The following is a 12,528-nucleotide window of genomic DNA, read 5'->3' on the forward strand; positions in this document are numbered from 1 at the left end:
CCGATTGCGAAAACCCTTGATTCCTCTGTATTATCCCGCGAGTTAAATCCGGCGGTAAAAGAGGTGAATATGGGAGCGCAGGACATAATCGGAGTGATTAACGGCGGCCCGATCCAGCGCGAGCGCCTCCTGAAGCTCGACACGCCTCTCGGCGAGAACGTCCTGCTGCCGCAACGCGTAGTCGGCCATGCGCGGCTCGGCCGTCACTTCGAATTCACGCTCGACGCCGTTTCAACGTCCGATGCCATTGAACTCAAGAAGCTGATTGCGCAGCCCATCACGCTCTGGATGCAGCAGTCCGATAAAACCTATTTGCCGCATCACGGTTATGTCCACACCGCGCGCCGTCTCGGTTCGGATAGCGGCCTGACGACATATCAATTCGCGTTCGCGTCGTGGATGCATTTTCTGAAGTTCCGCAAGGACGCTCGCATTTGGCAGGATAAATCCGCCGACGCCATCCTTGCCGATGTCTTCAACCAGCACCCGCAAGCGCAAGGCGCATTCCGCTTCGCGCTGCAAAACCCCCTGCCGTCGCGCTCGTTCTGCGTGCAATACGAGGACGATTGGAATTTCTGCCTGCGGCTGATGGAAAGCGAAGGCCTTTACGGTTGGTTCGAGCAGGCGCAGGACGGCAAGTCGCATACGCTCGTCGTGACCGACAACCTCTCGTCGCTGAACGCGCTCTCGCCGCAGTCGGTGCAGTTCTATCGAGCGGGCACCGGCAGCGAGACCGACGCGCTCGTGCAGTGGTCCGGCACGCGCACGCTGCAGAGCACGACGCTCACCACGCGCACCTTCGACTACAAGGCGCCGTCGGCCGCCGGCAATCCGAAGGGCACGTCGGTGCCGACGCTCGCGACCCAGGGCGATCTCCCGCAGCAGGCCGAGGTCTACGAATACACGGGCGCGTACTCGTACAACGATCAGCAGCGCGGCGACCATCTCACGCAGATCCGCATGGAGGAGTGGGAGTCGCGCGCCAAGCGCTTTCATGGCGCCGGCGCCCTGCGCGGCGCGGACGCGGGCCGCTGGTTCGAACTGGCCGATCATCCCGAGCACGACCAGGACAGCGCGCAGAACCGCCAGTTCGCGATCATCGAGGCCGCGTGGTTCATCGAAAACAACCTGCCCGTCTCGGCGCAGCAGCCGCTCTTTCCGCACAGCCTTCAAGCGCAGCTCGCGTCGGTGAGGGCCGCGCATGCTCATGCATCGGATGTGCTCACGGCGCCGCACACGGACGGAAGCGAAGGTTTCTTCCTGGTCGAGATCGAGGCGCAGCGCAAGGCCGTGGCGTATCGCAGTCCGCTCGAACATCACAAGCCGAAGATGCGGATGCAGACGGCGATCGTCGTCGGGCCCGAGAACGAAGAGGTCCATACGGACTCGCTGAACCGGATCAAGGTGCGATTCCATTGGGACCGCCTGAACGCCGGCGACGAGAAAGCATCGTGCTGGGTGCGCGTCGCGATGTCCGATACGGGCGGCGGTTACGGCGGCGTGCATGTGCCGCGCGTGGGCGAGGAGGTGATGGTCGACTGGCTCGACGGCGACTGCGATCGTCCGATCGTCACCGGCCGCGCCTACAACGGCTCGACGAGCCCGCAGTGGCATTCGAACGGGCTGCTGTCGGGGTATCGGTCGAAGGAGCATCAGGGCAGCGGCTACAACCAGATGGTGATGGACGATGCGACCGGGCAGAACCGCGTGCAGCTCTACAGCAGCAGCTCGAATGCGGCGCTGCATCTGGGCTACCTGATCGCGCAGGACGGCAACTCGCGCGGCGCGTATCTCGGCAGCGGGTTCGACTTGAAGTCCGATGCGTATGGCGCGGTGCGGGCCGGACAAGGGCTGTACGTCTCGACCTACGCGAAATCGGCGGCGAGCCAGCAGCTCGATGTCAGCGAAACGCAATCGCAGCTCGTGAACGCGGAGAGCGTGATCGAGGCGATGTCGCAGGCGAGCGTCGCGCACCAGGCGGAGGATTTGACGCCTGGGCACGATGCGCTGAAGTCATTCACCGATGCGACGCAGAACAGCGTATCGGGCGCCGCCGCGAGCGGCGGTAACACGGCAGGCGGTGGCACCGGCAACGCAAACGCATTCAAGCAGCCGGTGATCGCGATGGGAAGTCCTGCCGGCATCGCGTTGTCGACACAGCAGTCCGTGCATGTCGCCGCGACCGAACATATCAACCTGGTGAGCGGACAGAGCACGCATCTCGCAGCCGGCAAATCGCTGATCGCGAGCGTCGGCGACAAGATCAGCCTCTTCGTGCAGAACGCGGGGATGAAGCTCTTCGCGGCGAAGGGCAAGGTCGAGGTCACCGCGCAGTCGGACAACCTCGAGGTCACCGCGCAGAAGACGATCAAGCTCCTCTCCGCGACCGACAACATCGAAGCCGCCGCCGACCAGGGCATCCTGCTCACCTCGGGCGGCGCCTATATCCGCATCTCGGGCGGCAACATCGAGATCCACGCGCCGGGCAATATCGACATCAAAGGCGCGCAGCACAGCTTCGCGGGGCCGGCGAGCCAAGGCTATCCGCTGCCGGCCGCGCGTCCCGACCAGCCGGGGCAGCTCGATCTGCTCCATCAGTATGCGAACGGCGAAGCGGTGAAGGGCGGGAAGTTCTCCGTGCTCGATGCCAACGGCGGCGTGCTGCGGCAAGGCGCTCTCGATGCGAGCGGGCGCACGACGGTGAGCGGCCTGCCGCCGGGCGTCGCGCAGGTGAAGTTCGACGTCGATCCGCGCGACCCGTCGCAGCCTGCCAACTACTTCAAGAGCATGAAGTGGCCTGCCGACCCGTCGACGCCTTCGAGCGGCGATGCGGCGGCGGCTTCGCAGATGGCGTCGCTCTTGCCCGCTGCGGGCAATGCCGGCAGCGCCGCGGGCGCCGCGAGTGCGCTCGGAGGCGTAGCCGGAAACGCATCGCAACTCGCCGGCCTCGCCAAAGCGGCGACGCAAGGCGGCGGCGCGCTGGCATCCGCCGCGTCGGGGCAAGCGGAATCGCTCGCTCAAGGCGCGCTCATGAAAGCGTTGCCGTCCGCCGCCGGCAATGCGCTTTCGCAAGCGAACCAGTTGAGCGGTGCCGCCAAGGCGGTCAGTTCGATTGCGCAATCCGCGCGCAGCGGCTTGCCGGCGCTCAAAGGTCTTGTCTGAGAAAGCGCAGGTTCAGCGCCCCAAGCCGACGCCCGCGCACAAGACGCCTCGCAAACAACGACACAACGCACCCGATTCGCCATGAGCTCACCCGCAGCCCAAACCCCTGCCGTCCAACCGACCCAAGTCGCCATTGCGCCGCTCGTTCAAATCGTCAAGGAGGACGCAGCCTCGGCGGTCGATCAGTTCGACGCATGGCTCAAGAGCGTGAGCGATGGCTATATCACGTTCGATCGCGTCAAGTCGGTGGCCAATGCGATTCCCGTGGTGGCCAACATTCTGTCGGCCATCGACGTCGTGATGGATATCGCCCGCTTGATCGAAGCCGAATCGAGGGACTTCTTCGACTACCTCAATCTCGGCATCGACCTGATCGGCGTGATCCCCGTGCCTCCCGTGATGGGCGAATTCCGCATGGGCGCGCGGCCGCTCCTGAAGCTCGCGCGCGAGGAGCTGATCAAGAGCGGCGAGGCGGTTGCCGGGGCCACCGTCCAAGCGATCTCGGATGCAGTCATCGGCGCGCTGGTCGCACATTTGAGCACCAAGTTCGCGGGCGAGATCGAGGCCTTCGTGCAGGAAGTGCAGGCGAAACTCGCCGAGTTGCTGAATGCCTGCGCCGAGCATGCACGCCAGATCCTCGAAGGGCTGGCGCAGATTTTCGAGCGCGCGGCGGCGGGAACCTTGTTCGACAAGACCGGCAATGTGCGGGCGGCGAGCACGCATTTGCAGAACGTGGGCGACGGGTTTGTCGCGCATGACGCCAGGAAGGTCGTGGGCAACCTCTGGGAGTACCTCGAGGACGGCGCCAAGGCGTTCGCCAAGGACTCCGCCAATCTCGTGACATGGGCCGCAAACGAAATCTCGCCCGAGACGAATCAGCGTCTCAAGAACATGGCCGAGGAGACGCGCAAGGCCATTCCGTTCGTGACCGGGAAAATCAAAGGCTTGAACAGCTCGGACGTCGGCGGCTTGATGTGGCTGTTGAACGCGCTGATGCAGGCGGTCGGCAAATGGCGGGCGAAACGCCTGCATGAGGGGCAGAGCGTCGGCATCAAGGAAGCGGGGAAAACCGAAGCTCAGCTGCACCGCGCGGAGGGCGAGCTGGAGACGGTGGGCAAGCAAGCCCCTGCCAAGCAACCCGGGCCGAACGATTGCAAGAACTGCCCGAAAGTCAGCAGCACGCCAAACTCGATCGGCTACGCGCTCGGCGACGAACGTATCGACCACGCGGATTTCGTGCTGCCAGGCGCGCTGCCTATCGTGTGGGAACGCACGTATCGATCGTTTCTCGCCGCCTATGACGAAGGCGAACTCGGCGCGCGTTGGATCACGCCGTACACCACGCGCTTCGATATCCACGAAGCGAAGCTCGTCTATCACGATCCGAGCGGGCGCAGCATCGACTATCCACTGCTTCCCGCCGGCGCCACGCACGACGACTTGGGCGAAGGCATCACGCTCGCGCGCCTTGACGAAGCGTGGCTGACGCTCACGCGCGGCCACGAATTGCTCGAGGCATACGAGAAGCGCGGAGACGCGTTCCGTCTTGCCTTCATCAAGGACCGCTCGGGCAACCAGGTCACGCTCGATTACGACGAGCAGCAGCGGCTGAGCCGCTTGATCACGCCGCAGGCGATCGTTGCGTTCATGCACGACGGCGCGGGGCACGTGCTCGAAGCGATCCAGTTCGATGCCGAGGGCGAACGCGTCGGCAGGCTGGCGAGCTATACGTATGACAGCAACGGCGATTTGATCTCGGCCGCCGACCGCTACGGCAACAAGCGCGACTACGAGTACCAGCATCACCTCGTGACGCGCTACACGGATCGCACGGGTCGCGGCATGAATCTCGAGTGGGACGGCATCGGCCCCAAGGCGAAGTGCATTCGCGAATACGCCGACGACGGCAGCAAGGAAACGAAACTCGCGTGGCATCCCGACATCCGCCTCGTGTCCGCGACGGATGCGCTCGGCAATGTCAGCCGCCACTACTACGACATCGACGGCTACACCTACCGGATCATCCATCCCGACGGCCTCGAGGAATGGTTCTATCGCGACGCGAACCACAACCTGACACAGCACATCTATCCGGATGGAAGCGTCGAGCGCTTCAGCTACGACGATCGCGGCAATCTGATCGAACAGCGTCGCCGCGACGGCAGCGTCGTGAAGCTCGCTTACGACAACAAGGACCAGGTGACGGAGATCACCGATTCGGAAGGCCATCGCTGGCTGCGCGAGTACGACGACGCGGGGCTCGTCACGTCGCAAACCGATCCGCTCGGGAACGAGACGAAATACAGCTATAACAAGCAGGGCTTGCCTACGGAAATCGTCGACGCAAAAGGCGGCGCCAAGGTGCTGGCCTACGACGCTTCAGGCCAGCCGACGAGCTATACGGATTGCTCGGGCAAGACGACGAAGTGGCAATACGACGCCGAAGGGCGCTTGCTGGAAACGAAAGACGCCGCGGGCGGAAGCGCTACGTATCGCTATGGCGCCAATGGACAGCCCAGCGCGGTGATCACGCCTGCCGGAACGGAAAAGCTCGAGCACGATGCCGAAGGCCGGCTCCTGTCGCATACCGATGCGCTGAACCGAACGACGCATTTCTCCTACGACGCGGCGGGCCGGATCGCGAGCCGTCGCGATGCGATGAGCCAGGTGCTCGCTTACCGCTATGACCGGATCGGGCGGCTCTCCGGGCTCACCGATCCCAATCACGCGACCTATTCGTTCAGCTATGACCCGGCCGGCCGGTTGCTGGAAGAAATCGGCTTCGACGGTAAAGAGACGCGCTATGCGTATGACGCTGCAAGCGGGCGATTGCTGTCTGTCGAAGAAGGCGGGCAGAGCACCGAGCTCGAATACGACGGCAACGGCCGGCTCTCGCGCCGAGCGGCTGGCGAGAGCGAAGAGCGGTTCGCCTACGACGGCAGCGGCCGTTTGATCGATGCGCAAAACGGCTTTAGCCGCGTGCAGCGTTTCTTCGATCCGGTCGGCAATCTGGTGCGTGAACATCACGCGTACAACGTGTTCGGCGAGCGTCGCAGCTATGTTTGGCGTCACGAGTATGACGAGATCGGCACACGGGTCAAGACGATTCGCCCCGATGGACATATCGTCGATTGGCTGACGTACGGCTCCGGCCACGTGCACGGGATGATGCTCGATGGCCGCGAGCTGATCCAGTTCGAGCGCGACGATTTGCATCGCGAGACGCAACGCACGCTATCGAGCCGCATTGCGCAGAGCACGCAGTACGATCCTGCCGGGCGTGTGTTGGAGCAGTCGCTGAAACGCGCTGGCGCGCCTGCTCCGTTTGCGGCGAGAGAGTATCGCTATGACGCTGCGGGGCAGCTCAAGCAGATCGACGATATTCGCCAGGGCGTGACGACGTATCAGTACGATCCGGTCGGGCGGTTGCTCGAAGCGATCAGTCCGGTGGCGAAGGAACGGTTTGCGTTCGATCCGGCCAGCAATATCGTCGATGCGGGGAGTCCGGAGCGGGCGCGTACCGAGGACGGTGGCTTGCGGCACGAGAATACGCTGCCACCGCAAACGCCCAAGGTGCTTGGGAATTTGCTGAAGGAATATGCGGGCACGCACTTCGAATACGACGCGCGCGGGAATTTGCTTGCGAAGCAGTCGCCGCAGGGCGTGCAGCGGTATGAGTGGGATGCCTTCAATCGGATGAAGGCGGCCGATGTCGAAGAGGTGAATCGACGGCATCGAGCGCGGTATTTCTATGATGCGTTTGGGCGGCGGATCGGGAAGGAGGTCGATGGCGCTCGAACTGTGTTCGGGTGGGATGGGGATACGCTTGCGTTTGAAAGTGTGGGTGAGCGCAGCACGCACTATGTGTATGAAGTTGGCTCGTTCGTGCCGCTCGCGCAGTATGTGGCGGGGGCGGTGGAGGGTGTCGCGACGCCGGAGTGGAAGACGACGGATCGGTATGCGCCGGAGGATGATCCGTTGCAGCGTACGCCGGAGCCGGCTTCATCTGCGCATGTCTTTTACTATCATTGTGATCAGATCGGCACGCCGCAGCTGCTCACCGATGAGCTCGGTGAGGTGGTCTGGGAAGCGAAGTACAAGGCGTGGGGTGAAGCGAAGGAAGTTATCGCGCGGGTGTCGAAGGCCGCGCAGGTTGAACCAAGGAATCCGATTCGGTTTCAGGGGCAGCAGTGGGATGAGGAGACGGGGTATTCGTATAACCGGTATCGGTACTATGACTCGCAGCACGGTCGCTTCATCGCTCAAGATCCGATCAGGCTCGCGGGTGGTATAAACGTCTATCAATACGCCTCGAACCCAGTAACGTGGATCGACCCATTTGGGTTGGCACCCTGCAATCTCGTCCGTTACAAGATCCGGGATGATATAACGCCGCAAGCGGGATCTCGTCAAACCGGCATAAACCGCGCGTGGAGGGGTGAACAGGACTTAGTCCGAACTACGGGTTCGGGAACCGTGGACTGGACGCCTGCACAGATGGATGAGTTGGAAAGTACAGGGAAGGTGTCTGGATTCACGGGGCATCACATTAACAATGTCGAAAGTAACCCTGCTTGGGCCGGGGATCCGCGCAATATCGTATTTTTGTCGAATGGGCCGAACGGTGGCGACCATTTGAACAGTTTGCAAGGTCACCGCGGCAATTACCAAAACCCTACATCTGGTCGATTGATCGATCGGTCGGCCATGATCACTCAGCACCAAAGAGAGAGTGAAAATGCGAGATGTCGATAGTATTTTTGATGAAATTCGCCAAATGCTTGGTGTGTGCTCTAGCAGTACAGGTAGCGTCATTGCAACGGTAGCGGCAGGATTGCCTGCGAATCAGGAGATTTCCAAGTGGCTTGCTGCGCTAAAGGGATGCGATCTGTTGATTCCCTGGTCCGCAGAAGAATTGCGACTGCATGGGAGCAAAGAGAGTTTGAACGACGGGCAGATTGGATATCGCTTAGACAGGGCGGGGCGCCGGCTACCAGATTGGCCGGATGAATGGCTGGTACTTGGAGCGATAAGCGGTGACCCGATTATCGGAGAAGTCAGCGAGAACGGCTGCGCCATCCTTTTTGCTCGGCATGGCGCTGGGAAGTGGCAGGCGAAAGTTGCCTCGAGCTCCATGGAGCCGTTTGCGACGGTCTTGTTGACTTGGTGTGACCTATTCGTTCAACAGTATTCGAAAGATATTTATGACGATACGTTCGCTATTCGACCTGACTTCTTGGCCGAACTCAGGCAGCGCATTGATCAAACATTGCCAGTTGCTGAGGCCGATGTTTTTATGAGCATGGTTGACGGATAGCGGCGACCATTTATGAAGCTGCGAGATGTGCCCAACGATATTGATCGCGCTGCCCGCGTCCTATCGCGAGCTAATGCGCTATTCGGACGGCGCCTTGCTGGACAGCGGAGTTTCGGTCTACTCGGTGGACGATATATGGGAGCGAAACACCACTTATTCAACGCATCTCTGGTATCAAACGCACCCCGAGACGGGGAACGGGTATAACCGGGACCATCGAAACGATTGAGGTCGAGATGAACCCATCCTTGAATGACCAGGCCTACAAGGTGATTTCTGAATTCCTTAGTATGCTTAACTCCATGGATGAAGTGGCACTAGAGTCGAGGTTTGGCGTTACCGGACCAATTCTCGAGGAGATATGCGAGTGCCTCGACGATTACTTTGGAAGAAAACCCAGTGTCAGCCTGGCACCGGTTGATGTAGCGTTCTCAGGCAAGAGAGGATCGAGACCGTATATTGATCTCTTCGAGATGAACGACGGCCGATCCTGGGGGGCAGAATGCGTACTTTGGGTAGATGGGAGGGCAGAAGAGCCTATTTTGCATGTAGAACTGATCGAAACGGGTAACGGACTCGATCTGAGGTACAAGTACATCGGTTCGTAATGAACGTAACTACCCCAGCGACGGTAAAGTCGTCCGTGCGTATTCATGTATGCACACTCCGGCAGATTAGGTGTTAGGGTCTTGCCACAGAGATCAAAGAGGTGGCAGGCGGCATGAAGGTGGCTACGAGGACGAAAGCCAAAGTGCGGCTAACCATGAAGTGCAGCAATGTACGAGAATGAATTTGCAAATGGCGGTCCACAGGTTTCTATGGACGACCTTCAACACGCTGAAGCCGACATGGGCGTCCAGCTGCCGCAAGACTTCAAGGACTATTTGTTATTTGCCAACGGTGGTGTTCCCAGCAAGGCCTATTGGCCGATTGATGGGGGAGAATATCTTTGGGTGAAGCGCTTTCTTTCGCTCAAAGATTCACTCGGGCGAGGCAGGCCGATCGAGGAAACATACGCCCTCGGGTTGCAGAAAGCGTTCCTCTCGCCGAATCTCATTCCGTTCGCGATTGACCACGGAGGGAACTACTTCTGCCTGGACCGCGACGGTGTTTATTTCTATGTAGTCGATGCATGGCGCGCAGAAGTTGGTTTCGAAGAAAACGCGCGTCACGCGAAGCGCCATCTTACCGATGGAATACGCTCGTTTATAAATGGGCTAGAAGAGGACGGGTACTGATCCGTGCCGCGGAGACGGAATCGGGATGAACCCTGCCCAAGTCATTCTCAGACTGGCTGTTGGACAACAACGGTAAAGCATTGGGTGCTTTGGTTGTGTTTCCTGTCTTTGATGCACGTGATTCCCGTAAGATAACCGCCAACTCGATGCATGGTAGTCCGGGTTATACAGCCGTATCCTCTGTCCTCTGAGCTGCCCGCCCCGGCATCCTAATGGCCCTGTGGATCTCCCCCGGCCGGGTTTTGCGAGGATTCGCTCGTCATCGAGCCTGATGTGTTTTCGGGCGTATCGGGCGTCGGCGTAGGCGTCGATCCCGGCTCTTCAACGGGTAACGCACCAGGCGCTTGAACGGCGCTGGCCGCCGCAGACGGAGACGGAAGAATCGGCGGCATCTCGGCGGGCTGAGCCGAAGCCGCCACACCCGAAGCCGGAACCGAGGCAGGCTCGGCGGTTTCGGCCACGACGGGCGCGGGATTCGTCCGCTGAGGCGAACGCCGGACGGGCGGCGCTTCCGGCTTCGGCTTGGAGTCGAACAGGTTGTCGATCCAGGCTCGCAGCTTGTCGCGGAACTGATCGAATGCGCCCGGCTGCTGCTCGGTCATGAACTTCGCGCGCGGATCGACGATCCGTGCGCGCAGCGCTCGTTGGAAGAAATCGCCGACGATCGGCAACGCGCTATGCGCGCCTTGCCCCCAGTAGTCGCTGCCGAGCGTCACGCGGCCGTCGTCGAAGCCGACCCAGGCGCCGGCGACCAGTTGCGGGTCCATCAGGATGAACCACCCGTCCGCATTGTCTTGCGTCGTGCCGGTCTTGCCCGCGACGTCCGCGCGGATGCCGAACCGCGTGCGGATGGCCGAGCCGGTGCCGCGATCGACGACGCCTCGCATGACGTCGATGAGCGTTTGCGTCGCGGCCACCGGCAGCGCCTGTTCCGGCGGCGCAGGCTGGAACTCGGCCAGCACGTTGCCGTTGTGATCTTCGATACGGGTGACCATGCGCGGCTCGAGATAGGCGCCGTCGTTCGCGATGGTGGCATACCCCGAGACCATTTCCTTGAGCGTGACCGGGCTCGTGCCCAGCGCGAGCGACGGCACGGGGTTGAGCTCGCTGTCGCGCACGCCCATGGCGCGCGCGACGCGGACGACCTTGGCCGGCCCGACGCTTTCCATCAATTGCGCCGTGATGCGGTTGCGCGAGAACGTGAGCGCATCACGCAGCGTCATCGGGCGGCCGCTTGGCGGCACGTCGTCGCTAGGACGCCAGATTTCGCCTCCCGTCAGCGTGATCGCCACCGGTTGATCGATGAAGGTGTCGTCCGGTTTGGCGCCCTCCGCGAAGGCGGCGCCGTAGACGAACGGCTTGAAAGTCGAGCCAGGTTGGCGGCGTGCCTGTTGCACGTGATCGTAGGGCTCGTCGCCGAAGTCGCGGCTGCCGACCCACGCCTTGATCTGTCCATTGCGCGGATCGATGGCGATGAAGCCCGCCTGCACGTCGTTCTTGTTCTTGCACAGCTTGCGCATGAAGCCGCTGTCGGCGCTCAGGTGCTTGAGTGCCTCGCCGTCGCTTTGTCCCGCGTCTTTCGCTGCGCGATATTCGGGCGTTTCGCGCATGAACGTCTTGAACAGATCGCTGCCTGGCGCGCAGCCGGTACGCGAATTCCACGCGCCGTTGGCGATCGATTGCAGCTGGTTGCCTTGCCAGCTGACCGCCTGGGTCGCCATCGCCTGCAGGCGCGAGTCGATGGTGGTGCGCACCACGAGACCGTCGGAGTAGATGTTGTAGTCGTTGCGGTCGGCCCACGCGATCAGCCACTTGCGCAGTTGCTGCGCGAAGTGCGGCGCAGGGCCGGGCGGCTCGATCTGCCGCTCGAAATCGAGGCGCAGCGGCTTCTTTTGCAGCGATGCATACGCGGCAGGTGTGAGCTTGCCGTACTTGACCATTTGCGCGAGCACGGTATTGCGCCGCTGCAACGCGCGTTCGGGATTCAACACCGGGTTGTAGTAGCTGTTGCCCTTGAGCATGCCGGTGAGCGTCGCGCTTTCGAGTATGTCGAGCTGGTCGGCCGATTTGCCGAAATAGGTGCGCGCGGCCATCTCGACGCCGTACGCGTTGTAGAGAAACGGCACCGTGTTCAGGTACGTTTCGAGAATCTGCTGCTTGCTGTACACCGCTTCGATCTTGAACGCGGTGATCGCTTCCTTGAGCTTGCGGGTGAGGGTAGGGGCGCGGCCGATCTCGTCGGGATACAGATTGCGGGCAAGCTGCTGCGTGATGGTCGAGCCGCCCTGGCGATCACCCGAGAACGTATGCAGCGCCGCCGATGCGGTGCGGCGCAAGTCGATGCCGTGGTGCTCGTAGAAGCGGTGGTCCTCGGTCGAGATCAGCGCATCCACCATATGCGGCGAGATTTCCGCGAGTGTCACCCATTCGCGGTTGCTCGGCTTGAATTCGCCGAGCAGCTTGCCGTCGGCCGACATGATCTGCGCGGGCTCGTCGACGCGCGCCTTGCGGATGTCCCCGATGCTCGGCGTGAACGGAATCAGGAGCAGCGCGTAAAGGACGAAGGCTGCGGGCACGGTGGCGACGGCGAGCGCCACGCTGCGTCGCGTGGGGTGGCGCAGATGGAACAGCGCCGCGGCCTGCGCGCGCTTGAGGAGCGCGCAGCCGGTTGCGGCGAGCGGCTCTAGCCGCGCCGATCCGCTTGCGATAGCGGGCTTGATGCGGGCGAGCCAGGTCGCAAGATGGCTACGGACAAGGGAAACGAATCGGCGGCTCACGCGGGCACGGGGTCGGCTGGAAATGCGTGCATCG

At 61.9% G+C, this 12,528-nt stretch carries 6 protein-coding genes; 5 read left to right on the forward strand and 1 reads right to left on the reverse strand.

Translation table 11 applies throughout. The features are described from left to right. The first annotated feature begins 69 nt into the window (after positions 1–69). From FAZ69_RS09560 to FAZ69_RS09580, 5 genes are all read left to right on the forward strand, one after another. A complete protein-coding gene (locus FAZ69_RS09560) occupies positions 70–3,162 on the forward strand; it encodes a type VI secretion system Vgr family protein (RefSeq protein ID WP_136893743.1) in 3,093 nt (1,030 codons plus the stop codon). A gap of 81 nt (positions 3,163–3,243) precedes the next feature. Further along, entirely contained in the window at positions 3,244–7,917 is a 4,674-nt protein-coding gene (locus FAZ69_RS09565; protein WP_136893745.1) for an RHS repeat-associated core domain-containing protein, read from the forward strand. Continuing rightward, complete coding sequence (locus FAZ69_RS09570) at positions 7,901–8,479, forward strand: hypothetical protein (protein ID WP_136893747.1); 579 nt, start codon at positions 7,901–7,903, stop codon at positions 8,477–8,479. The genes FAZ69_RS09565 and FAZ69_RS09570 overlap by 17 nt, the downstream gene beginning before the upstream one ends. 236 nt (positions 8,480–8,715) lie before the next feature. Beyond that, positions 8,716–9,087, forward strand: a complete 372-nt coding sequence (locus tag FAZ69_RS09575) for a hypothetical protein (RefSeq protein ID WP_136893749.1) — start codon at positions 8,716–8,718, stop codon at positions 9,085–9,087. Positions 9,088–9,255: 168 nt separating this feature from the next. Next, positions 9,256–9,717: an SMI1/KNR4 family protein gene (locus FAZ69_RS09580; RefSeq protein WP_136893751.1), complete on the forward strand. Its 462-nt coding sequence runs from the start codon at positions 9,256–9,258 to the stop codon at positions 9,715–9,717. A 209-nt stretch (positions 9,718–9,926) separates the two neighbouring features. On the opposite strand, the gene FAZ69_RS09590 is transcribed toward FAZ69_RS09580, so the two are convergent. After that, positions 9,927–12,437 (reverse strand): penicillin-binding protein 1A, encoded by a 2,511-nt coding sequence (locus FAZ69_RS09590; protein WP_439654763.1) that lies wholly within the window; start codon positions 12,435–12,437, stop codon positions 9,927–9,929. Positions 12,438–12,528 lie beyond the last annotated feature (91 nt).

Source organism: Trinickia terrae (assembly GCF_005144415.1).
Classification (GTDB): domain Bacteria; phylum Pseudomonadota; class Gammaproteobacteria; order Burkholderiales; family Burkholderiaceae; genus Trinickia_A; species Trinickia_A terrae.

Coding starts and splice junctions, on each gene's coding strand:
- FAZ69_RS09575 (WP_136893749.1), top strand. CDS start 8,716: ATGAACCCATCCTTGAATGACCAGGCCTACAAGGTGATTTCTGAATTC.
- FAZ69_RS09565 (WP_136893745.1), top strand. CDS start 3,244: ATGAGCTCACCCGCAGCCCAAACCCCTGCCGTCCAACCGACCCAAGTC.
- FAZ69_RS09560 (WP_136893743.1), top strand. CDS start 70: ATGGGAGCGCAGGACATAATCGGAGTGATTAACGGCGGCCCGATCCAG.
- FAZ69_RS09580 (WP_136893751.1), top strand. CDS start 9,256: ATGTACGAGAATGAATTTGCAAATGGCGGTCCACAGGTTTCTATGGAC.
- FAZ69_RS09570 (WP_136893747.1), top strand. CDS start 7,901: ATGCGAGATGTCGATAGTATTTTTGATGAAATTCGCCAAATGCTTGGT.